This window comes from Pseudomonadales bacterium (assembly GCA_024234615.1).
Classification (GTDB): Bacteria; Pseudomonadota; Gammaproteobacteria; order Pseudomonadales; family IMCC2047; genus JAJFKB01.
Map to the genome: position 1 here is coordinate 915,307 of JACKNY010000001.1, position 24,278 is coordinate 939,584.

Sequence of the window (24,278 nt, forward strand, 5' to 3'; positions counted from 1 at the left end):
GATTATAGGTTGAGTTCTTCGCTACGTTTCGTTAATACTTCGTAACCGGAATGTGTGACTAAAATAGTATGTTCCCATTGCGCTGAAAGACGTTTGTCCACTGTTTCAACGGTCCAGCCGTCACGCGTTGATAGTTTGACATGGCGTTTGCCCGCATTAATCATGGGCTCGATAGTGAAGGTCATGCCAGCTTTTAATTCAATGCCAGTGTTGGGTTTGCCGTAGTGGAGGACCTGAGGATCTTCGTGGAACACCCTGCCAATACCATGGCCGCAATATTCGCGAACCACAGAAAAATGATTACTTTCGGCATAAGTCTGAATGGCGTGGCCGATATCTCCCAAGCGAATGCCCGGTTTGACCAATTTGATACCAAGATACAGGCATTCCTGGGTAACTTTTACCAAGCGTTCGGCATGAGGCGGTCTTTTACCCACAAAGAACATTTTGCTGGTATCGCCGTGATAACCGTCTTTGATGACAGTAATGTCGATGTTAACGATATCGCCCTGCTTAAGAATTTTGGTATTACTCGGAATGCCGTGACAAACGACCTGATTAACCGAAGTACAAATTGACTTGGGAAAGCCTCGATAATTTAATGGTGCTGGAATGGCCTGCTGTTCATTGACTATGTAGTCATGGCAAATTTTGTCTAATTCGCCAGTGGAAATGCCAGGCTGAACATGAGTTGCGATCATTTCCAGCACCTCTGCAGCCAAGCGGCCAGCGTTGCGCATTTTTTCGATTTCTTCGGGTGTCTTGATTGAGATGGACATAGCTTCTTACGGGCCCGGTAAATAGACTGTCGTACAGGAAAAACCAACCTTTGTACCATAAATTGGAAGTCATTTTAACCGTTTTTTTGAGCGCTGAAGCACTCATCGTGTTGTCTGGATTGAATAACCCATAACGTAGCGCCTTCTCCGCTTCAATGGAGGGCCGGTTCGCATGGCGGTAAACGCTTGGGCGGTGAGAGATTTGTTGTCTGATGTCTTTTCCTTGCGGGGTATTTGTGGTATAACACTGCCCGCCCAAGAATGGCTAAAGCATTTTTATTCTTTAGGCTTTTTGCGCACTAACCCAGAGCGGTTTTCCGCTCTATTAAAACACACATATATCGACACATAATTCCGGGTGCCACCGACTTTGGGCGAGTGGTTGGAAGTATGGGATATATGGAGGCTTAACCCAAACTAAGAAGGTAATTATGTCTAGAGTTTCAATGAGAGACCTGCTTAAGGCAGGTGCGCATTTTGGTCACCAAACGCGCTACTGGAATCCAAAGATGGCTCCCTACATCTTTGGTGCCCGCAATAATATTCATATTATTAATCTGGAGCACACTGTTCCGGCGCTGAATGAAGCGCTTGATGTAGTGCAAAAGCTCGCATCTAACAAAAATAAAATACTTTTTGTGGGCACTAAGCGTGCGGCGAGTAAAATTATTAAAGAAGAAGCTGAGCGCGCAGGTATGCCCTATGTGCATCATCGTTGGTTGGGCGGCATGCTCACCAACTACAAAACAATTCGCCAATCGATCAAGCGCTATCGAGAATTAGAAGCACAAAAGAAAGATGGTACTTTCGAACAGATCACCAAGAAAGAGCAGCTTGTGCGGATGCGCGAAATGGAAAAACTTGAGCGCAGCATTGGTGGTATCAAGGATATGGGTGGCTTACCGGATGCGCTATTTGTGATAGATGTTGATCATGAACGGATCGCCGTTAACGAAGCCAACAAACTGGGAATTCCGGTCATTGGCGTGGTCGATACGAATAGTGACCCTGATGGCGTGGATTACGTGATACCAGGTAATGACGATGCAATTCGGTCTATTCAAATTTACATTAAGGCAGTTGCTGGCACTATTCTAGATGGCCTTACGGCTGACATGAGTGGTACTGACGAGTTTATTGAAGTGCCGGTAGATGCGAATGAAGCTGGCTCAGATGGTGAAGAGGTTGAAGTTACTGCTAACTAACGCTAAGTGGGCAGTAAGTTGAGGTTCAAAAAAGGGGGCGGTGATGCTCCCTTTTTTTAAATAAGTATAGGTAGGCCGGACACTCGCTTGACGCGAGGTGAAAAAAGAAGGTCTCTGGAAAGACTAAGAGGTGAGTCAAATGGCAGAAATAACAGCCAAAATGGTGAAAGAATTACGTGACCGTACTGGTCTCGGCATGATGGATTGTAAAAAAGCACTGTCTGAAAATGATGGTGATATCGAACAAGCAATTGAGCATCTGCGTAAATCGAGCGGCATGAAAGCAGCGAAAAAAGCGTCTCGTGTCGCCGCAGAGGGTGTTGTCGCAGCAAAAGTCGCCGATGATGGTAGCTTTGGCATACTGGTTGAAGTGAATAGCGAAACAGATTTTGTCGCGCGAGACGATAACTTCAAGGGCTTTGTCAACACGGTGCTGGAAAAGGCCTTTACTGATAAGCAAACCGATGTTGCAGCTTTAATGGCTGGTGAACTGGAAAACGCGAGAGAAGCGTTGGTGCAAAAAATTGGTGAAAATGTCAGTGTACGTCGAATTCAGGCATTTACTGCGGATAGCGGTGTGGTAGCTGCCTATGTGCATGGCAATAACCGAATTGGTGTGCTGGTTGTCTTGCGCGCGGGTGATGAGACTTTAGGCAAAGATGTGGCGATGCATGTGGCGGCAGTTAATCCGCTGGTCGTGAAAGCTGATCAGGTATCACAGGAAGTGATCGCCAAGGAGCGGGAAATCTATACAGCACAAGCTCAGGATAGTGGTAAGCCTGCCGAAATTATTGAAAAGATGATTGACGGTAGAATGCGTAAATTCCTTTCTGAAGTCAGCTTGGTAGAGCAGCCTTTCGTTAAAGACCCTGACGTGACAGTCGGTGCGCTTTTGAAAAAGGCCGACGCCGATGTGCTCGCCATGGTTCGTTTTGAAGTGGGTGAAGGCATAGAAAAGGAAACGATTGATTTTGCCGCTGAGGTGGCCGCTCAGGCAGGTATGTAAAATATTTCGGGCAGCTAGAGCTGCCCGAATTCTATCCGAGAATTAAAAATTTTTTAAAAAGGAGATTTTTACGCTATGCCAAATCAAGAGCGCCAAGCTAAGTACCAACGAGTATTGCTTAAGCTCAGTGGTGAAGCGCTAACCGGGGACGAAGCCTTTGGCATTGACCCAAAAGTGCTTGATCGGATGGCGTTGGAAATTGGGCAGCTGGTGGGTATCGGTGTGCAGGTTGGGCTGGTGCTCGGTGGTGGTAACCTTTTTCGCGGGGCGGCATTGAATGCGGCGGGCATGGATCGTGTGACCGGCGACCACATGGGCATGTTGGCAACCGTAATGAATGCGCTAGCAATGCGCGATGCTTTAGAACGATCCAATATTGCTACCCGCGTTATGTCAGCCATTCCCATGAGTGGCGTAGTTGAACATTATGATCGGCGTAATGCAATGCGCTACCTTAGCTCTGGAGATGTGGTAATATTCTCTGCTGGCACTGGTAACCCATTTTTTACTACTGATTCGGCGGCCTGCTTGCGTGGCATAGAAATCAATGCGGATGCGGTGCTCAAAGCCACTAAGGTTGATGGCGTGTATACGGATGACCCAATGACCAACCCCGATGCCAAGAAGTATGACCGCCTGACTTATGATGAGGTTATTGAAAAACAGCTTGGCGTGATGGATTTGACTGCGATTTGTTTGGCGCGAGATCATAATATGCCATTACGTGTCTTTAATATGAAAAAATCAGGTGCGCTGGCGACGGTGGTGGTTGGTGGTGATGAAGGTACGCTGATAGAGTAGCCGGATGGAAAAGAGATAAGCGATGATTAATGAAATAAAAAAGGAAGCGGAACAACGCATGCACAAGGCAATAGAAGCCTTAACCGGTGCATTCAATAAAATTCGCACAGGACGTGCGCACCCCAGTATATTAGATGGCGTGCAGGTATCCTATTACGGTACTGCGACGCCGATCGGTCAAGTCGCCAATGTGACAGTAGAGGATGGACGGACACTAGCCATTGTGCCTTGGGAAAAGCAAATGGTGCCGGAAATTGAAAAGGCCATCATGAAGTCGGACTTGGGGCTTAACCCTATGTCTTCCGGCGGTATTATTCGTGTTCCCATGCCAGCCCTGACAGAAGAAACGCGTAAAGATTTTGTTCGTCATGCGCGTTTGGAAGCTGAGAATGCGCGTGTATCGGTGAGAAATGCGCGCCGTGATGCGAACAGCGATCTAAAAGAACTATTGAAGGAAAGTGACATTACGGAAGATGAGGAACGTCGGGCACAGGATGATGTACAAAAACTTACCGACAAGTATGTCGCAGAAATTGATCATTTTCTGAAACAAAAGGAATCTGATTTGCTAGAGATCTAGTCGGGAATCAGAAGCAATTAACAAAACAAAATTAATTCTTCAAACCCAGGTTATGCCTGGGTTTCGTGTTTGTTAGAGCCAAAGGGATACGATGCGTAGTACAACCTCTACCCAGACCGCAGAAGCACCCCCTAGCGTAAGGCCCCCGCGCCATGTTGCTATCATTATGGACGGCAATAATCGGTGGGCAAAAAAAAGAGGCTTGCCGAGAGGCGCTGGCCATAAAGCTGGTGTTGAGTCGGTACGCAGGGTTCTGGAAGCCTGTGCCGAGCAAGGGGTAGAAGTACTTACACTCTTTGCTTTTAGTAGCGAGAACTGGCGACGACCGCAAGCTGAAGTCAGTACCCTAATGTCTTTGCTGCTGAACGCGCTTAAGCGGGAAGTAAAGCGGCTCAATAAAAATAATATCCGGCTGCGCGTGATAGGTAATCGCGATCGTTTTAGCGAGACGATTCAGAAACATATGGCGGAAGCTGAAAAGTTAACTGCAAATAATAGCCAATTTACCGTCGTGATCGCCGCAGATTATGGCGGTCAGTGGGACATTACGCAGGCGACCCAGAAAATAGCATCGATGGTTGTCTCTGGAGAGCTGCAGTTATCGGAGATTAATGCCGAGATGATCCAGTCAAAAATCGCCATTGGTGATTTGCCAGCACCTGACCTGTGTATTCGTACCGGAGGTGAACAGCGTATCAGTAATTTTCTGCTGTGGCAGATGGCCTATACCGAGCTGTATTTTACCGACATACTCTGGCCAGATTTTGATAAGGACGAGTTTTTAAAAGCACTACAGGACTACCGCAGCAGGGATCGTCGTTTCGGTCGCACCAGCGACACGGATACTGCTACGTGTTAAAGCAAAGAATTATCACTGCGCTGATTCTCGCTCCGCTTGTCATTGCCGGAATTATTTACCTGTCACCTAAAATGTTTAGCGTTGCTGCGTTGGTAGTAATACTGCTGGGCGCTTGGGAGTGGGCAGGATTATCTGGCTTCTCGAATTATAAGAAAATAGTCTACCTTGTTCTGGTGACGGTAGGCTGTTTTTTGATAGCGGAATTTAATCATCAGATGCAGCTTTGGGTGCTCTATGTGGCGGTACCTATTTGGCTGTTAATCGGTTATTGGGTAGTTGGATACCCGGATAGTGCGGTTTATTGGGCTAGCTCTTTGCGAAGGGCGTTGTTAGGTATTGCAATTTTATTACCCGCCTGGACGAGTCTGACTCTATTGAAGCAGATGCGTATGGATGGTCTATTGATTTTGCTATTAATGCTCATTATTTGGGGCGCGGATATTGGTGCTTATTTTAGTGGTCGCGCCTGGGGCGGGAAAAAGCTAGCGTTTCGGGTAAGTCCGGGTAAAACTTGGGCCGGTGCTTATGGCGGCTTGCTGTCGGCGCTCATGGCGTGCTGGCTTTTTGCGACGGTATTTGGTGTGATGCAGAGCGAACGGTTAACGGACTGGTTATGGTTTGCGTTACTGGCATTTATAACAGCAACTGTTTCTATCGTGGGGGATCTAACCGAGAGTATGGTGAAGCGTCAGCAGGGGGTTAAGGATAGCGGTGCGTTATTGCCGGGGCATGGTGGCATAATGGATCGTATTGATAGCCTTGTTGCGGGACTTCCTTTCTACACACTACTCATGATACAGATAGGCTGATAGCGAATGCAACGCATCCTAAAACAGATAACGATTCTGGGGTCTACGGGGTCTATTGGCCTTAGTACGCTCGATGTTATCGCGCGCCATCCTGATCGATATCAGGTCTTCGCGCTGACGGCAAATATCAGCGTAGAAAAGCTGGCCGAACAAATTATTGCTTTTCGTCCTAGATATGCAGTGTTACGGGATGCGGAATCAGCTGAACTTCTCGAACAGCGTTTGTCCAATACGGACTCTGATACAGAGTTGTTGGTGGGTGATGGAGCGTTGCAGCAGGTGGCGGCAGATGCACAAGTAGATTACGTGATGGCCGCAATAGTAGGTGGTGCTGGTTTGCTACCCACCTTGGCGGCGGTCAAAGCAGGTAAACGGGTTTTACTTGCTAATAAAGAAGCATTGGTTATGTCTGGTGAGCTATTTATGCAGGCTGCCAGTGACTCGGGAGCAGAACTGCTGCCTATCGACAGTGAGCATAACGCGATTTTCCAATGTCTGCCAGCAACCTACCAGTCGGGTCTCAGTGCGCCAGGTGTTAGACGCATAGTGCTTACCGGCTCAGGTGGTCCGTTCAGAGATTTGCCATTAACAGCACTCGTGGATGTTACCCCGGAACAGGCATGTGCTCACCCGAATTGGTCGATGGGTCAGAAAATTTCAGTAGATTCCGCCACTATGATGAATAAGGGGCTTGAACTGATCGAAGCATGTTGGTTATTCAACGCATCCTATAAACAAATTGAGATTCTCATTCACCGACAAAGCGTAATTCATTCAATGGTTGAATATCATGATGGCTCTGTGTTGGCGCAAATGGGTAACCCCGACATGCGAACCCCGATTGCTTATGGGTTAGGTTGGCCGGATCGTATTGAGTCGGGCGTCAGTTCGCTGGATCTGGTGCAGATAGCGCAATTGGATTTCGAGGCGCTCGATCGGGTGCGGTTTCCATGTGTGAAGCTGGCCGAACAGGCGATCGCTGAGGGTGGCACAGTTACCACCGCGCTCAATGCCGCGAATGAAATTGCAGTAGCCGCATTTTTAAACCGACGTATCCCTTTTCCGGCTATTGCTCAGGTAGTTAATGAAGTGTTGCAGCAGTACCAGGGGCGGCAAGCTGATAGTATTGCGCATATATTAGAGCAGGATCAGTTGGCGCGCGAGTTGGCGTTACGGCAGATAGAGCAACATTAAATGAATATTATTCAAATAGTATTGGCCACCCTGGTAACGCTGGGTATTTTGGTCACTATTCATGAGTACGGCCATTTTTGGGTGGCGCGTCGCTGTGGCGTTAAAGTGCTCCGGTTTTCCGTCGGCTTTGGTCGCGCCCTCTATAGCTGGCGTGATCGTCACGGCACAGAGTTCGTGCTTGCGGCGATTCCGTTAGGAGGCTACGTCAAAATGCTCGACGAGCGTGAAGGGGATGTCGCACCGGAGGATGCGAAGTATGCCTTTAATCGCCAATCGGTTGGGAAACGCATCGCTGTCGTAGTCGCCGGACCGCTAGCGAACTTTCTCTTTGCAATAGTCGCGTATTGGTTGCTCTTTGTTGTGGGGGTTAATACGGTAGTACCTGTTATTGGCGACGTTAAGCCCGATTCGATGGCGGCGCGTGCGGGGTTACAGAAAGGGCAGGAAATTACCGCTGTGGGTGATGTCAGGACAACTACCTGGCAAGCCATCAATATTCAATTGTTAGGCTATATTGGCGATAGCGGCGAATTGCTGTTAACAACCCGAGCACTCAATGGTGAGATAGAGCAACGCTCGACACTGCTGCTCGATAATTGGTTAAGAGGCGTAGAGCAACCCGATCCACTCGAGGATATGGGCGTTAAGCCCTATGTGCCGCCAATACCGCCTATAGTAGGGCAAGTTTTAGAGCAAAGCGCAGGCGAGCGCGCAGGCTTAAAGGCACAGGATAAAATTACTACTTTGGATGGCGATGCCATTGATGAATGGCAAACCTTTGTTGCCAAGATCAAGGCGCATCCACAGCAGCCCGTGCTCCTGGGAGTTGAGCGGGATAACCAGTCCTTGTTAATTACCGTAACCCCAGACGCTAAACAGCTAGAAACTGGTGAAGTGGTCGGGTATTTGGGCGTTGGCGCCAAAGCCTTCGAGTGGCCAGCCGAGATGCGGCGAGACATTAAGTATTCCGTATTTTCTGCCTGGGCACCCGCTCTTGGCAGAACTTGGGAGATGTCCGCGTTAACCCTAGCATCGCTAAAAAAGATGCTGGTTGGCATGATTTCAATTAAAAACTTGAGTGGACCGATAACCATTGCTAAAGTGGCGGGCGCTTCTGTGGATAAAGGAATTGAGCCCTTTTTAAACTTTTTGGCGTATCTAAGTATTAGCTTGGGGCTGATTAATATTCTGCCTATTCCGGTACTTGATGGCGGACATTTGATGTATTATCTCGTGGAACTTGTGCGCGGCCGACCGGTATCGGAAAAAGTACAGATGATGGGCCTGCGCATTGGCATGAGCATTATTATGGCGCTGATGCTGTTGGCGTTATACAACGATTTGGCGCGGCTTTAGCGTCGGCGAAAGATTAAGTAATAATAATCAACATACAAGAAAAATATGAATAGACTTCGAACAATACCCCTGTGTTTACTCTTGGCGCTGACGCTTTTAGGTCAGCAAGCATTCGCCGAGCAATTTAAGGTGGCGGACATTCGTATAGAAGGTCTGCAGCGCGTATCGGCAGGAACCCTATTCCGCGCATTTCCGATCAGCTTAGGGGATGTGGTGGATGAAGATGCCCTGGTGGAAGCAACACGTAGCCTCTTTAAGACAGGCTTTTTTAACGATATTCAAATCGGTCGTGATGGCGATGTCTTGGTAGTGACTGTGGTCGAGCGTCCTTCGATCAGTAGTATAGAAATTGACGGTAACAAAGCGATTAAGACCGAAGATCTGAAGGATGGTTTGCGTCAAGCCGGTTTGGATGAGGGTGAAATATTTCAGCGCGCAACCCTGGAAGGTTTGGAACAGGAGCTGACGCGTCAATATATTTCACAGGGCCGCTACGGTGTTGAAATTGAAACTGATGTTGAAAACCAGCCGCGTAACCGGGTGGCGTTGTCCATCAATATTACGGAAGGCGCGCCCTCATCAATTAAACAAATTAATATTGTTGGCAACAGTGTCTATGATAATGATGAATTGCTTGATTTATTTGAGCTGCGTACCACCCATTGGCTGAGCTTTTATAAAAATGACGATAAATACTCGAAGGAGAAATTATCCGGTGACCTGGAGCGATTAAAGTCCAAATATCTCGACAATGGCTACATCAATTTTAATATTGAATCGACACAGGTATCCATTACGCCGGACAAATCGAATGTCTATATTACCGTCAATATTGTCGAGGGTGAGAAATTTACCATCGGCGAAGTTGATTTTGCGGGAGACTTAGTGCTCGATGAAGAAGAACTGAATAAGTATGTGCTCGTAAAAAGCGGCAATATTTTTTCTAACGAACTGCTAACGGCAACGACGGAAGCGCTGACCAATCGTCTGGGTAATGAAGGCTACACCTTTGCTAACGTCAATGGGATTCCGCAGCCGAAAGAAGATGGAATTGTGGATGTCAGCATCTTTATTGATCCCGGTAAACGGGCTTATGTGCGACGTGTTAATTTTAGAGGGAATACTAAAACTGTTGACGAAGTACTGCGGCGAGAAATGCGGCAAATGGAGTCTGGTTGGGCCTCGAATCGGCAGATTGAGCTATCAAAATTGCGTCTTGAGCGATTAGGGTTTTTCAAAGAGGTCAATGTTGAAACGCCCAAGGTGGCAGGGACTGAAGATCAAATTGATGTCGATTATTCGGTTGAAGAACAACCTTCAGGCAGTGTCACTGCAAGTTTAGGCTTCGCCCAGGGCCGTGGCTTGATTTTAGGTGCTGGTGTGAGCCAGAATAACTTTTTGGGTACGGGCAAGCGAGTCTCCATTGGCTTAAATCGATCACGCTTTCAGACCGCGTATAACTTTTCCTATTTAGACCCCTATTACACGGTTGATGGTGTAACCCGTGGCTTCAATATGTTCTATCGGGAGCTGGATTATGACGAAGATAACATCGCCAGCTTTACTACAGACTCCTATGGCGGTGGTGTTTCCTTTGGCTACCCAATTTCCGAAACTCAATCTATTTCGTTCAACTTTGGTTATGAAGCCACCGATATAACCGAGGGGGTATTTCCGGCACTGGAAATCTCGGAGTTTTTATCGGAGGAAGGCGAGAATTATAATGAGTTTCTGTTCACCGCGTCCTGGCGCCAGTCGCGTTTAAATCGAGGTGTTTTTGCAACGCGCGGTAGTTCTCAGGGATTATCATTGGAGTTGGCGGTTCCCGGTAGTGATCTAACCTATTATAAGCTTACCTATAAAGGACAGATATTTTTCCCATTAACTCGCTCCCTCACGTTGCGGCTACGCTCTGATTTAGGTTATGGGGACTCATACGGCGACACCAATACGCTACCCTTTTATAAACACTTTTTTGCCGGCGGCTTTGATTCAATTCGTGGCTTTAAAAATAATGAGCTTGGGCCACGCAGTACGCCAAACCCAATCAACCCTGATCGAGATCAGGACCCCTTTGGTGGTAATCTATTGGTCACCGGTGGCTTGGATATTATCTTTCCGCTGCCTTTCTTAAAGGATCAGCGGTCCGTGCAGTCTTCGATATTTGTAGATGCGGGTAACGTTTTTAATACTGAATGTCCGTCAGTTAGTACGAGTTGTCTGGATTTTGATGTAAGTGAAATTCGCTATTCGGTGGGGCTCGGCGCGACCTGGTTATCTGGTTTTGGGCCGCTCACCTTTAGCATTGCTCAGGCCTTTAATGAAGGGCCATTGGATGATACAGAGTTTTTCCAATTTTCTTTTGGTAAGACTTTTTAATTGTTAGATTATCGAAAACATTTTGTAATTGACCATTAAGGGGAACAAAAGAGTGAAGAAAGTACTGGTTGGATTATTTCTTAGCGGGTTATTCGCCGGATCAATGGCGATGGCAGAGGCTAAAATTGCAGTTATTGACGTGCAGACGGCAATTTTAAGTTCTGAGGAAGCGAAAGAAAAAATTGCAGAGTTGAAGAAGCAATATGCGCCGGATCAAAATGAACTTAAGAATCTAGCCGAGCAAATTCAAAAGCTACAGGCTAAAATTGAGCAGGATGCAGCGGTCATGAGCGAAAGCGAGAAGAAGAAGCTCGGCAAGGATATTGAAGATAAGGCCGTTGATTATCAATTTAACCTGAAAAAACTACAGAAATCGCAAAATGAAAGCCAGCAAGAGTTGTTAGCAGAGCTTGGCCCGAAATTAGAGGAAGCGATTCAAGCCGTTATCAAAGAAGGTGACTACGGACTTATATTGGAACGTCGGGCGTTAATTTTTGCCAAGCCAGAGTACGATATTACTAAGAAAGTTACCGAGAAACTAAACCTGAAACGCTAGTGTTGGGAGCTTATGAGGGGGAATTCCAGTTATTTGCTGGGCGACTTGGCGACCTACATTGATGCCGAGCTAAAGGGAGATCCGCAGTGCGAGATTGTTGGCATAGCGGGTTTGTCGGAAGCGCGCAAAGGTCAAATAAGTTTCCTGTCGGACTCGATGTATGAACCAGATCTGACTGATACCCAGGCTTCCGCGGTTATTCTTGAGCCGCAATATGCAGACCAAGTGAGCAATGCCTTAATTTCGAGCAACCCTTATTTAGGGTTCGCCAAAGTTTCACAGCTATTTGAAAACCGACCAATGCCGCGTTCAGGCATTCATAGTAGCGCTATAATTGCCGATAGTGCGCAGATTCATGAGAGTGTTTCCGTCGGGCCGCATGCGGTTATTGCTGATGAGGTTATGATTGGAGAAGGAGTTGAGCTGGGGGCTGGGAGCTGTATTGGCGTTGGTTCTCGTATTGGCAAAGGTTCGCGCATTGCCGCAAATGTGACGATCCATCACCGTGTGGTAATTGGAGAGGATGTTATTATTCACAGTGGCGTCGTGATTGGTGCCGATGGATTTGGATTTGCCCATGATGGCGAGCAGTGGGTGAAGATTGCTCAGTTAGGTGGAGTGCAGATTGGTAATCGTGTGGAAATTGGTGCTAACACCACGGTGGATCGAGGCGCGCTAGCTGACACAATTATTGAGGAAGGTGTCAAAATTGACAACCAGGTGATGGTTGCTCATAACGTTAAAATCGGGGCGCACACCGCGATAGCCGCCTGTGTCGGTATTTCGGGTAGTACTGAAATAGGCCGTAACTGTACTTTGGCCGGTGGTGTGGGTTTGGTCGGGCACATTAAACTAGCAGACCGGGTGCATGTGACGGGTATGACCATGGTGACAAAATCCATCGATCAAGCCGGAAGTTACTCATCCGGCACCGCAATGATGCCGACCGGTCTTTGGCGAAAAAATTCAGTGCGGATAAAACATTTGGATGAATTAAGCAAACGCATCAGAGAGCTGGAAAAGCAGCTAAAGGATTTGAAGAGCAATTAGATATGATGAATATCAATGAAATTCGAGAATATTTACCGCACCGGTACCCCTTTCTTTTGGTGGATCGTGTGGTTGAGTTGGAATTGGGAAAGTCCATTCTCGCTTACAAAAATGTAACGGTAAATGAAGATTTTTTTAATGGACATTTTCCTGATTTTCCAGTGATGCCGGGTGTGTTGATAATTGAGGCCATGGCACAGGCGGCGGGTATTCTGGGCTTTAAAACAGTGGGCAAAAAACCAGCTGACGGCTCTATTTATTACTTTGTAGGTACCGAAAAACTACGGTTTAAACGACCGGTGCAACCGGGAGATCGGCTGCAGCTCGAAGCCAGGGTGCTTGCCGAAAAACGTGGGATTTGGAAGTTTGATTGTAAGGCTTCTGTGGATGGCGAGATGGTGTGTTCAGGCGTAATTATTTGTGCAGATAGGGAAAGACAATATTGATTAATAGCGCTGCTCTAATTGATCCCAAAGCGTCATTGGGAGAAGGGGTTTCAGTCGGGCCTTGGAGTATTATCGGTCCTGATGTGGCGGTGGGAGAAGGTACTCAGATTGGCCCACATGTAATTCTTAAAGGGCCAACCCGGATCGGGCGAAATAACAAAATTTATCAGTTTTCCAGTATTGGCGAGGACTGCCAGGATAAAAAGTTTAACGGCGAACCGACCCGGCTGGAGATAGGTGATAATAATGTCATTCGAGAGGCTTGCACAATTCACCGTGGCACAGTGCAGGATCAAGGTGTTACTCGCATAGGTAACGATAACTTACTGATGGTCAATGTGCATATCGCCCATGATGTGCTAGTGGGTGACCACTGTATTATTGCGAATAATGCCGCGATAGCAGGGCATGTCCATATCGGTGATTACGCTGTGCTGGGCGGTTTCGCCGGAGTCCATCAATTCTGCCATATTGGCGCTCATAGCATGAGCGGTGTCGGGAGTGTTATTGTCAAAGATGTGCCCGCGTTTGTTACGGTGAGCGGCAACTCGGCAACTTCTCATGGTATTAACCTGGAAGGCCTGCGGCGGCGCGGGTTTTCCAAGCAGACTATTAGCGTCTTACAAAAAGCCTACAAAATTGTTTTTCGGCAGGGCTTGACGGTGAAAGATGCGATGGCAAAAGTGCGGGAGCTGGATCACCAATGTAGAGAGCTGGAAATGTTTATTGAATCCATTATCTCCTCTTCACGCGGCGTGGTACGGTGATTGTCGGAAGGGTTAAGACATTTCCGAGCAAAGCATGTTGTTATTTTTTGTCATTCCTTTAATTGAGATTCATTGAGAGGTTTTCTGAGATATTGAAACCGCTGCGCATTGGCATTGTCGCCGGAGAAGTTTCAGGAGATATCTTAGGCGCCAGCTTGATAGCGGCGATTAAGCGTCGCTATCCTGATGCAATATTTGAAGGGATTGGCGGGCAACGTATGATCGCACAGGGATGTAATTCATTTGTGCCAATGGAGCGCCTTTCTGTCATGGGCTTGGTCGAAGTCCTTGGTCGTTTATTCGAATTATTGAGAATACGTCGACAGCTGCGTCAGTACTTTATCGATAACCCTCCCGATTTATTTATTGGCATTGATGCACCTGATTTTACACTAGCACTGGAAAAGCAGTTGAAAGCGGCCGATATCAAGACTGTCCATTATGTTAGTCCCCAGATTTGGGCTTGGCGGCAAGGACGGGTGAAGCATATCGCGCAGTGTGCGGATATGATTCTTGCGCTCTTTCCCTTTGAGCAGGAATTCTATCGACGACATCAGCTGGGCGTTAAATTTGTAGGCCATCCTTTAGCGGACGAGATTCCACTAGAAACCCCGAAGCAGCCAGCGCGCGACTGCTTTTCACTATCTCCGCAAGACCGGGTGCTCGCGCTATTGCCGGGTAGTCGCATGAGTGAGATCAAAAAGTTGGCGCAGACTTTTTTGGCTACCGCTGTCTGTGTGCAACAGAAAATCTTAGATTGCAAAATCCTTGTGGCGGCGGCCAACCCCCAGATTGCCGACGCCATGAGCGCTGAATTAAAGGCCTTTTCTGATTTGGAATCGATACAGATTATTGTGGGTGACGCCAGGAATGTGATGTCTGCAGCTGATGCGTTACTTGTGGCCTCCGGCACGGTTACTCTCGAAGCTACCCTAGTGAATCGACCGATGGTAGTGGCTTATAAAATGGCGCCTTTGACCTATGCCATCGCAACAAAACTAGTGAAAACGGACTATATTGCGTTGCCTAATTTGCTTGCCGACAAAGCATTGGTACCTGAATTTATTCAGCATGAGGCTACGCCGGAGAAGCTTTGCGATGCGCTAGTCCCATTGTTGGCTTCTGACGCAGTTTATCACCGGCAAACGGAAGCGTTTCTCGATATCCACCGACAACTCAGACAAAATGCGAGTGAAAAAGCGGCTCAGGCCGTGCTGGAGTTGCTGCAAAGATGAAAGGCAATGACGCGATAATAGCACGGGTTGCCGGGGTTGATGAGGTAGGTCGTGGCCCCTTAGCCGGAGCGGTAGTTGCCGCCGCCGTAATCTTGGATGAGAGCAGGCCCATTCAAGGACTGATGGATTCTAAAAAATTATCGGCAAAGAAACGCGAGACGTTGGCTGCTGAGATAAAAGAAAAAGCCCTATGCTGGTCGATTGCCCAGGCGGAAGTAGAAGAAATTGATCGTATCAATATTTTGCAGGCCAGCCTGCTGGCAATGCGACGGGCTGTGTTGGGGTTGACGATAGCGCCTGACCAAGTACTGGTGGACGGCAATCACTGTCCGCAATTGGAATATTCAGTTGAAGCCATTATAAAAGGCGATACGCTAGTACCCGCTATCAGCGCGGCTTCGATTTTGGCCAAAGTGGAGCGCGACCGGGATATGTACGCTTTGGATGCGGTTTATCCGGGTTACGGGTTTGCCGTCCATAAAGGTTATCCGACAGCTGCACACTTGAAAGCACTGTCCTTACTCGGACCAACAGCCATTCACCGCCGCTCTTTTGCACCTGTAAAAAAATTATTGATGACGCCTGAGCAGCTTAACATTATCTAAAAACATACAAAGCAAGTGAGTCTATGACAGCAACCTTTATTCATCTGCGCAATCACACGGAGTTCTCATTACGTGATGGTTTGCTGCGGGTGAATTCGATGGTGGACGCTGCGGTTGAAGACGGGATGCCAGCCATAGCGGTCACAGACCAGTCAAATTTATTTGCGTTGGTTAAATTTTATCGAGCAGCGATTAGCGCAGGTATTAAGCCTATCCTGGGTGCCGATCTTTGGCTAGAAAACCCACTCAATGAAGCGCAACCTGCGGTCTTTACTCTGCTGGCGCAAAACCGGGCTGGCTATGCGAATCTGACCAAACTGATTTCCCGGGCGCATTTAGAGGGGCAACGCCAAGGTTTGGCACTGATTAAATTCGAATGGTTACGAGAGGCAAGCGAGGGTTTAATTGCGTTGTCGGGCGCCCGCCAAGGCGACATTGGACATGCGCTGCTATCGAATAACCCGCAGGTCGCGGAACAGTTGGTCAAGCAATGGATTCAATATTTTCCTGAGCGCTTTTATATTGAATTACAGCGTACCGGGCGTGAAGGTGAGCAGTCTTATTTGGAGCAGGCCATACGCTTGGCAGAAACCTATGATTTGCCTGTGGTTGCCACTAACGATACGCGGTTTCTCCACGCGGAGGATTTCGAGGCCCACGAAGCGCGTGTTTGTATACATGATGGCCGCACCTTAGATGATCCCCGTCGCGCCAGGCTTTATAGCGAACACCAGTACCTTAAATCCAGTGCGCAAATGGGTGAGCTGTTCCAAGATATTCCAGAGGCTATTGAGAACACTCTAGAAATCGCCAAACGTTGCAGTTTGGAAATCGAGCTGGGTGAAAATTATCTGCCTAATTATCCAGTGCCTGCGGGCATGACAATGGATGATTATTTTCGGAAACTGTCGTTTGATGGTTTAGCCAAACGGCTGAATAAATTGTTGGATAATTCAGCACCTGACTACCAGGAGCAGCGTCAAGTCTATGTTGACCGTTTGAACTTTGAACTCGACATTATCACTCAAATGGGGTTTCCCGGCTATTTCCTGATCGTTATGGACTTCATCAAATGGGCCAAACAAAATCAGGTGCCCGTTGGGCCGGGTCGAGGCTCAGGTGCTGGGTCTTTGGTAGCCTACTCACTGGACATTACCGACCTCGATCCGTTGGAATATGATTTGCTGTTCGAGCGCTTCCTTAACCCGGAACGTGTTTCAATGCCCGACTTCGATGTCGATTTCTGTATGGACGGCCGGGACAGGGTAATTGAATATGTCGCGGAAACTTACGGGCGTGATGCAGTGTCGCAAATTATTACTTTCGGCACCATGGCTGCCAAAGCGGTGGTGCGGGATGTGGCACGGGTGCAGGGTAAACCCTATGGCTTAGCGGATAAGCTATCGAAAATGATTCCCTTTGAGGTCGGTATGACCTTAAGTAAAGCGATGGAGCAGGAAAAGCCATTGCGCGAATTCGTCGAGCAAAACGAGGAAGTAGCCGAAATCATGGAGATGGCCTTCAAGCTCGAAGGCATTACCCGAAATGTCGGCAAACATGCCGGTGGTGTGGTGATTGCCCCTACCCGGTTGACCGATTTTTCTCCGCTCTACTGTGATGAAACCGGTAGTAATCTAGTCACCCAGTTCGATAAAGACGATGTCGAGCGGGTAGGTTTGGTGAAGTTCGACTTTCTCGGTTTGCGAACTCTGACGATTATCGATTGGGCGGTGGCGAATGTAAACCGGTTGCGCGAAAAGGCAGGCGAACAGCGGCTGGACATTAGTAATATCGATCTCGAAGACGCTAAGGTATACAAATTGCTACAGGCGGCAAATACCACCGCCGTATTCCAGCTTGAATCGCGGGGTATGAAAGACCTGCTGCGTCGGTTGGAACCCAATACCTTTGAAGATATTATCGCCCTAGTAGCATTGTTCCGGCCCGGCCCGTTGCAGTCTGGCATGGTGGACGATTTTATCGCCCGTAAAAAAGGCAAGGCTGAACTTGCCTACCCGCATCCGCAGTATCAGCACGAATGTTTAAAGCCGGTGTTGGAGCCTTCTTACGGTATTATCCTGTATCAGGAACAGGTGATGCAGATTGCTCAGACTATGGGTGGCTACACCCTTGGTGGTGCGGATTTGTTACGCCGGGCTATGGGCAAAAAGAAAGCCGAGGAAATGGCAAAACAGCGGCAGATATTTATGGAGGGCGCTGGCAAACAGGGCTTTGGTGAAGAATTAGCGCGTAATATTTTTGACCTGATGGAAAAGTTTGCCGGTTATGGTTTTAATAAATCACACTCTGCCGCCTACGCGTTATTGTCCTATCAAACCGCCTGGCTGAAAACCTATTACCCCGCGCCCTTTATGGCCGCGGTGTTGTCTGCAGATATGCAAAATACCGATAAGGTAGTGATCCTGCTCGAAGATTGTCGGCAAATGGAATTACCTTTGGTGCTGCCTAACGTGAATGTTGGTGAATACCGTTTTACCGTCGATGAGAAAAACCAATTAGTCTACGGACTTGGCGCCATCAAAGGGTTGGGTGAAGGGCCGATTGAATCCATTGTGCAGGCGCGCAATGAGGGCGGCCCCTTTACTGATCTGTTTGACTTCTGTGCACGGGTGGATTTGCGTAAAGTTAATCGACGTGCGTTGGAAGCCTTGATTCGTTCTGGTGCGATGGACGATATCGGGCTCCATCGTGCGGCCTTAATGGCTTGTCTTGAAGAGGCAATTAAGACGGCAGAGCAGCATAGTCAAAATAAGCAAAGTGGTATGACCGACCTGTTCGGTGGGCTACCTGGGGTCAATACAGCTCAGAGTCATGAAGAGATATATGCGGATTATCAGCACATTCGCTGCTGGACTGAAAAGGCTAGGCTGCTAGCTGAGAAAGAAACGCTCGGTTTGTACCTTAGAGGACATCCTATTGATGAATATGAAAAGGAACTGCGTTATATCGCCAAGGAACCGCTAGTGGCACTACAAGCAAAAAAAACAGACCAAATAATCGCTGGCCTGGTGATTGAAATTCGTACCATGAAAAGCAAGCGCGGCGACACGATAGCCTTTGTTACATTGGACGATCGCAGCAGTCGGGTAGAGGTTTCAGTCTTTGCGGAAACCTATGAAAGGCATAGAGAATTGTTGATGAAGGACAACCTGTTGGTGGTGGAAGGTGAGGTTGGTAATGATGATTATTCTGGTGCAATTAAAGTGCGGGCAAAAACTATCTATGATGTTGTTGAAGCCCGGCAGCGGTTTGCGAAGCGTATCTTGCTCTCACCATCGCAGACTCAAATCAATGCTCAATTACCGGAAAAGCTTGCAGAATTGCTCAAACCCTATCTGGGGGGAGGTTGCCCTGTCACCTTGCTTTATCAGAATCAACGGGCTCAGGGTATGCTGAATTTTGGTGAAACCTGGCGAGTGCTTCCCACAGATGAACTGCTACTAAGTCTTAAAGAGGGTTTCGGTGAAGATCGGGCTACGCTTTGTTACTAAGAGTCGGTGGCTCAGGATTGTCTTCGAATGAATCGTTCTTGCTTGTCATTATGGGTAAATATCAATACCATTGCGTCAAATTGACTCTTTCGCGTTATGTTAAAAGGTAAAATCGAAATCACCGATGAATCCCAATTATTTAGATTTTGAACAGCCCATCGCTGAATTGCAGGTGAGGATTGAAGAATTACGGCTGGTAAGCAGCGATAACAACCTCAATATTAGTGAAGAAGTCGCTAAGCTGGAAGGTAAAAGTAAAGAATTGACCAAAAGTATATTTGCCAACCTTAACTCTTGGCAGACAGCGCAGATGGCGCGGCATCCGCAACGCCCTTATACACTGGACTATATCCAATCCATATTTACCGATTTTGATGAACTGCATGGTGATCGTCATTATGCCGACGATGCGGCAATTGTGGGCGGTCTGGCGCGCCTGGATGATAAACCAGTCATGGTGATCGGACATCAAAAGGGTCGAGGAGTCAAAGAAAAGGTTCTGAGAAACTTTGGCATGCCGAGGCCTGAAGGGTATCGCAAGGCTTGTCGCCTGATGGAACTGGCCGAACGTTACAAAATGCCGATCATTACCTTTATCGATACACCCGGTGCGTATCCCGGTATTGGTGCCGAAGAGCGTGGCCAAAGTGAAGCCATTGCCTACAACCTGGCGGTCATGTCACGTCTGGAAGTGCCCATTATTTCCACCGTCATCGGTGAAGGCGGTTCCGGCGGTGCGCTGGCGATTGGCGTGTGCGATGAACTCATGATGCTGCAATACTCAACCTATGCCGTCATTTCGCCCGAGGGTTGTGCTTCAATTTTGTGGCGTAGTGCTGAGCGAGCCGCAGATGCCGCGCAGGCAATGGGTATTACTGCGAGCAGACTGTATGAGCTGAAACTGACTGATCGTGTCATTCCCGAGCCGCTAGGCGGTGCCCATCGTGACCTGGAAACCATGTCGGATACTTTGAAAGCGAGCATACTGAAAGCCCTAGATAAGCTAAAAAAATATAACACAGAGGATCTGCTGGAGCGGCGTTACCAGCGTTATATGTCCTATGGAATTGGTCAGTGATTCGAGATAGTAAGGCTGCCTTTCACTTTATGGGTGCGATGCTGACCCTTAGCTAGCAAGGGACTCTGAATTCGATTCCACCGTTGTGTCGCTTCGTGCTTATGGTGGGCCTTTTGAAAACAAATTACCCGCGCAGACGAGTCGTCGATCCGTCATGACATTCAATGAAACTAATCTACTCGCGGAATTGAGTCACGACCAATTACGTGCCAACCAAACAACCAAGCGTTTTGTTGTTGCTTATAGCGGTGGGATGGATTCCCATGTGCTACTGGCAGCGATGTCGGTCCTGAGGGGACGGCTAGGCGGCGCGGAAGTCGCTGCATTACATGTTCATCATGGCATCAGCCCGGAAGCGGATGCATGGGTGGAGCACTGTGTCGAGACTTGTCGTTTATTGGATGTGCCGCTCAACATCAAGAAAATTAAGGTTGACCGAACCCAGGCCAGCCTGGAAAACTCGCTGCGCAACGCCAGATATCAAGCCTTTTCTGAAAGTCTCAACAAGCAGGATGTACTATTGCTCGCGCATCATGCCGATGATCAGGCAGAAACTATTTTTTTACGCCTGTTACGTGGCGCTGGGGCTCAGGGTGTATCGGGTATGCCAGCGTGTCGAGTATTAGGTAACGCATATCTATATCGCCCCATGCTTGGCTATACCAGGCAGGAACTAGCGCATTACGCGATTACCAAACAACTACGCTGGATTGAAGACGATAGCAATGTAGACGTACAATTTGACCGGAACTTCCTACGACAGAACGTCCTACCTTTGATTACCGAACGCTGGCCCGGTTTCGGTAACTCGCTGACGCGACACGCTCGAATCAATCAGCAACTCCAGCACAGCATGGATTTTTTTCTCGCACGAGAGCTTGAGCAGCTGGTTGGTAATGAGGGGAAATTAAATCTTTCACTCCTACGGGCATATACGCAGGAGGTACAGCTAAACCTTGTGCGTGCTTGGATAGCATCCTTGGCTTTACCGGTTCCCAGCTATCAGCAATTAGAACAAATAGTTAAAGGTCTCATAGTGGCGAGGGAAGATGCGCAACCGCAGGTAAATTGGCGCGGTGCCACGGTGCGGCGTTTTCAGAATAACCTCTACGCGAGCGCGCCACTACCCGCATTTGATAAACAGAAGGTCTATGAGCTAACGCCGGATCAACCTTTGGATATTCCCGGTGTTGGGGCGCTTGAGCTTGTAAATGAGGAGGTTGTAAAAGCGGATAATGGAGAAGGCTGGCCTGTACTTAAACTGGCTCTGGCCCCTTTAAGTGTGCGCTTCCGGCAAGGTGGGGAGCGCTGCCAACCGGCAGGTCGAGTTGGTTCTCATCCTTTAAAGAAACTATTTCAGGAATATCAAGTCCCTCCTTGGTTAAGAGACCGAATGCCATTGATTTATTGTGGAGAACAGCTGGTTGCCGCCGGAGACCTTTGGGTCTGCGAAGGATTTACCGCGAGCCCTGGCGAACAGGGGCGTCGTTTGGTCTTAAACTGATAGCATGTCCTGTCTGGGGCTGGTCTATCTGCCTCAGCTACAAATTCGCTTTTTGCTAAATACCGACTATTCTGAAAATTCAAGTACATATATCAGCGGCATTGATATCATATTAAAGGAATAGTAAATGCGTGCGCGTCTGACGGTGTCGGTAAAACTAAATTGTGTCATTATCTTGCTGTCAATTCTAGCAGCGACCACAGTATCCTATCATCTGATTCATCAAGAGTATCAACGTTCATACCAGCAATTAATCAAGGATAGCGTTGCGTTGGTGGAACGCTCTTCTGTCCAGCAGCAGTTTGCTATTTATTATCAAAAGCATGCAAATACCCGGCTTCTGTTACAGGAGTTATTTAGCCAGCCCGCACTCAAATATAGCGCAATTTATGATCGTAATGGCAAGCGAATCTTCGGGCTTGAGCGAGACGGGGAAAGCCTGCATGGCATCCCTGATTTAGAAAGTGCCAGGCAGGGTCTCGGGGCGCTGGAGCAGGGTGAGTATGAATACGTAAACCTTCAATCCGGTGAAAAATTTGTGGATGTGACTATCCCGGTTTTTTCACCAATGAATCCCTTTTATGAGGGGGTGGAGCAAGAAAATTTTATACTCGAATTGGCGCAACCGCGTATGCAGGGCAGCCAATATTTAATGGGCTATGTTCGCCTTGTCCTCAGTAAAACGCCGCTGAAGCAACATTTGGTCGAATATAGCAAGTGGATCATAGCGGCATCCACTCTATTTATACTGATGTGTTCACTCATTTCTTTGGTGTTCATCCGTCGGATAACAGAGCCATTGGCGAAAGTGGTACAGCTTGCCCATGATGTTTCCAATGGCAAGTTGGATACTACTTTCCGGGTTCGTGGTTCGGATGAGGTGCGTGAAATTGCCTCGATGCTGAATTTCATTGTGCGTAGTCTTAACAACTACAAAACCGAGCTCGATGTTAATCAGCAACTGCTGACGATGAAAGTGGAAGAGCGCACCAAACAGCTTTCCGAAAGCAACGAACAATTGAAGCAAGCGGTGGAGGAAACCAGTTTGGCGAAAGAACGCCTGCGCCGACTGGCTTATTACGACAGCCTTACGGTGCTACCCAACCGCCAGTTTTTTACCGAACAGCTTAAATTGCTGCTCAGCATGGCCAAGCGTGAAGACTATCAGCTTGCGCTGTTGTTTATTGACCTGGATAACTTCAAGCGCATCAACGATTCGCTGGGACACAGTGCAGGCGATATGCTGCTTAGGGAGGTTGCGGCCCGACTGAGCCATTGTATTCGCGACAGTGATCTGATTTCACGCTATATGGACGACCAATTGGAAATTGGCGTATCCAGGCTTGGTGGCGATGAGTTTACCGTGGTATTGAATCGCATCGAAGACCGTGAAACGGTAGCGAAAGTGGCGCAACGACTACTGACATCTTTAGCACGTCCGATGTTTATCGAGGGGCATGAATTGGTCATTACCCCCAGTATCGGTATCGCTATTTCACCAAACGACGGTGAGGATGTGGAAGGTTTGCTCAAACACGCGGATACGGCGATGTATCATGCCAAAAATAATGGCAAGAACAATTTCCAATATTATGCGAGCTCTATGAATGAAATGGGCGTGCATCGACTGAAGTTAGAGACTGATTTACGCCGGGCTTTGGAGCATGAGGAACTGGTGTTGCATTACCAACCGCAGGTTGATATCAGCACGGGTAAAATTGTTGGCGCTGAGGCCATGGTAAGATGGCAACACCCGGAACACGGGCTGGTGCCGCCGCTCAACTTCATTACACTTGCCGAAGAAATGGGGCTGATCGTCGAACTGGGTGACTGGGTATTACGTGAGGCTTGTAAACAAACGAAAATCTGGCAAAAGCAAGGGCTGGATATTCCGAAAATTGCGGTTAACCTATCGGCACTTCAGTTCGATGATGAGGACTTTATTGAGCGTACGGGGCAGCTGCTAAAGGAAACTGGATTAAGCCCTAAATCCTTAGAGTTAGAACTCACGGAAAGTGTCATTATGAAGGATGCGGAAACCACCATTGAAGCGTTAAATGTGATTAAATCGATGGGTATCAGTTTATCGGTTGATGATTTTGGCACTGGTTATTCGTCGTTGAATTACCTGAGTCAATTCCCGCTGGATAAATTAAAAATCGACAGAAGTTTTGTAGTTGATGTCGAGAAAGGGGAGCACAACGCGGGTTTGGTCATCGCAATTATTGCCATGGCCAAAAGCCTAAATTTGAGCTTAGTCGCCGAAGGTGTTGAAACCAACGCGCAACTATTGTTCTTAAAGAGTAAGGGCGTTAGGGTCATTCAAGGGTTTTTCTTTAGCGGTCCCGTGCCTGCGGAACAGTTTGAAGAATTGCTACGTAGCCACCGGTTTGATCAATTACTAGATGATATCCCCGCTCCTGCCATAAAGCCCAAACTGGTAAGCTCTGCCGATTGGGGTGGCTCCTTCTAGATGTCGTGGAAAAGTTCGTCCAGCCTCCTTTATTTTACCTTGTCATAAACCACAATAAAAAAGGGTTTTAACTTTTAACGACTG

Annotated in this window: 20 protein-coding genes; 19 read left to right on the plus strand and 1 reads right to left on the minus strand. The window is 47.9% G+C overall.

What is annotated here, in order from left to right; genetic code table 11:
• Positions 1-2 precede the first annotated feature (2 nt).
• The gene (map, locus tag H6995_04315) at positions 3-779 is read right to left on the minus strand and encodes a type I methionyl aminopeptidase (protein ID MCP5214215.1); all 777 of its coding nucleotides are present in this window, start codon (positions 777-779) and stop codon (positions 3-5) included.
• 431 nt (positions 780-1,210) lie between these two features.
• Here map and rpsB point away from each other — a divergent pair, with 431 nt between their 5' ends.
• From rpsB to H6995_04410, 19 genes are all read left to right on the plus strand, one after another.
• The gene (gene rpsB / locus H6995_04320; protein ID MCP5214216.1) at positions 1,211-1,984 is read left to right on the plus strand and encodes a 30S ribosomal protein S2; all 774 of its coding nucleotides are present in this window, start codon (positions 1,211-1,213) and stop codon (positions 1,982-1,984) included.
• Positions 1,985-2,123: 139 nt separating this feature from the next.
• Positions 2,124-2,990 carry an elongation factor Ts gene (locus H6995_04325; protein ID MCP5214217.1) on the plus strand — a complete coding sequence of 289 codons (867 nt, stop codon included), beginning with the start codon at positions 2,124-2,126 and terminating at the stop codon, positions 2,988-2,990.
• A gap of 75 nt (positions 2,991-3,065) precedes the next feature.
• The gene (gene pyrH, locus H6995_04330) at positions 3,066-3,791 is read left to right on the plus strand and encodes a UMP kinase (protein MCP5214218.1); all 726 of its coding nucleotides are present in this window, start codon (positions 3,066-3,068) and stop codon (positions 3,789-3,791) included.
• Positions 3,792-3,813: 22 nt separating this feature from the next.
• Positions 3,814-4,371 carry a ribosome recycling factor gene (frr, locus tag H6995_04335; protein MCP5214219.1) on the plus strand — a complete coding sequence of 186 codons (558 nt, stop codon included), beginning with the start codon at positions 3,814-3,816 and terminating at the stop codon, positions 4,369-4,371.
• A gap of 91 nt (positions 4,372-4,462) precedes the next feature.
• Positions 4,463-5,230 carry a di-trans,poly-cis-decaprenylcistransferase gene (gene uppS / locus H6995_04340; protein MCP5214220.1) on the plus strand — a complete coding sequence of 256 codons (768 nt, stop codon included), beginning with the start codon at positions 4,463-4,465 and terminating at the stop codon, positions 5,228-5,230.
• Complete coding sequence (locus H6995_04345) at positions 5,224-6,039, plus strand: phosphatidate cytidylyltransferase (protein MCP5214221.1); 816 nt, start codon at positions 5,224-5,226, stop codon at positions 6,037-6,039. The genes uppS and H6995_04345 overlap by 7 nt, the downstream gene beginning before the upstream one ends.
• A gap of 6 nt (positions 6,040-6,045) precedes the next feature.
• Entirely contained in the window at positions 6,046-7,233 is a 1,188-nt protein-coding gene (locus H6995_04350) for a 1-deoxy-D-xylulose-5-phosphate reductoisomerase (GenBank protein MCP5214222.1), read from the plus strand.
• On the plus strand, positions 7,234-8,589 hold the full coding sequence (gene rseP / locus H6995_04355; protein ID MCP5214223.1) for a sigma E protease regulator RseP: 1,356 nt from the start codon (positions 7,234-7,236) through the stop codon (positions 8,587-8,589).
• 45 nt (positions 8,590-8,634) lie between these two features.
• Positions 8,635-10,968: an outer membrane protein assembly factor BamA gene (bamA, locus tag H6995_04360; GenBank protein ID MCP5214224.1), complete on the plus strand. Its 2,334-nt coding sequence runs from the start codon at positions 8,635-8,637 to the stop codon at positions 10,966-10,968.
• Positions 10,969-11,077: 109 nt separating this feature from the next.
• Positions 11,078-11,524, plus strand: coding sequence for an OmpH family outer membrane protein (locus H6995_04365; GenBank protein MCP5214225.1), 447 nt, complete (start codon positions 11,078-11,080; stop codon positions 11,522-11,524).
• A 12-nt stretch (positions 11,525-11,536) separates the two neighbouring features.
• Positions 11,537-12,574, plus strand: a complete 1,038-nt coding sequence (lpxD, locus tag H6995_04370; protein MCP5214226.1) for a UDP-3-O-(3-hydroxymyristoyl)glucosamine N-acyltransferase — start codon at positions 11,537-11,539, stop codon at positions 12,572-12,574.
• A 2-nt stretch (positions 12,575-12,576) separates the two neighbouring features.
• Positions 12,577-13,020: a 3-hydroxyacyl-ACP dehydratase FabZ gene (fabZ, locus tag H6995_04375; GenBank protein MCP5214227.1), complete on the plus strand. Its 444-nt coding sequence runs from the start codon at positions 12,577-12,579 to the stop codon at positions 13,018-13,020.
• Positions 13,017-13,787, plus strand: a complete 771-nt coding sequence (gene lpxA / locus H6995_04380) for an acyl-ACP--UDP-N-acetylglucosamine O-acyltransferase (protein MCP5214228.1) — start codon at positions 13,017-13,019, stop codon at positions 13,785-13,787. The genes fabZ and lpxA overlap by 4 nt, the downstream gene beginning before the upstream one ends.
• An 89-nt stretch (positions 13,788-13,876) precedes the next feature.
• Positions 13,877-15,022, plus strand: a complete 1,146-nt coding sequence (lpxB, locus tag H6995_04385) for a lipid-A-disaccharide synthase (GenBank protein MCP5214229.1) — start codon at positions 13,877-13,879, stop codon at positions 15,020-15,022.
• Complete coding sequence (gene rnhB, locus H6995_04390; GenBank protein ID MCP5214230.1) at positions 15,019-15,627, plus strand: ribonuclease HII; 609 nt, start codon at positions 15,019-15,021, stop codon at positions 15,625-15,627. Before lpxB ends, rnhB begins: the two co-directional genes overlap by 4 nt.
• 23 nt (positions 15,628-15,650) lie before the next feature.
• Entirely contained in the window at positions 15,651-19,139 is a 3,489-nt protein-coding gene (gene dnaE / locus H6995_04395) for a DNA polymerase III subunit alpha (GenBank protein MCP5214231.1), read from the plus strand.
• 124 nt (positions 19,140-19,263) lie between these two features.
• Complete coding sequence (gene accA, locus H6995_04400) at positions 19,264-20,217, plus strand: acetyl-CoA carboxylase carboxyl transferase subunit alpha (GenBank protein ID MCP5214232.1); 954 nt, start codon at positions 19,264-19,266, stop codon at positions 20,215-20,217.
• 154 nt (positions 20,218-20,371) lie between these two features.
• Positions 20,372-21,721: a tRNA lysidine(34) synthetase TilS gene (tilS, locus tag H6995_04405; protein MCP5214233.1), complete on the plus strand. Its 1,350-nt coding sequence runs from the start codon at positions 20,372-20,374 to the stop codon at positions 21,719-21,721.
• 127 nt (positions 21,722-21,848) lie between these two features.
• On the plus strand, positions 21,849-24,194 hold the full coding sequence (locus H6995_04410; GenBank protein ID MCP5214234.1) for an EAL domain-containing protein: 2,346 nt from the start codon (positions 21,849-21,851) through the stop codon (positions 24,192-24,194).
• Positions 24,195-24,278 lie beyond the last annotated feature (84 nt).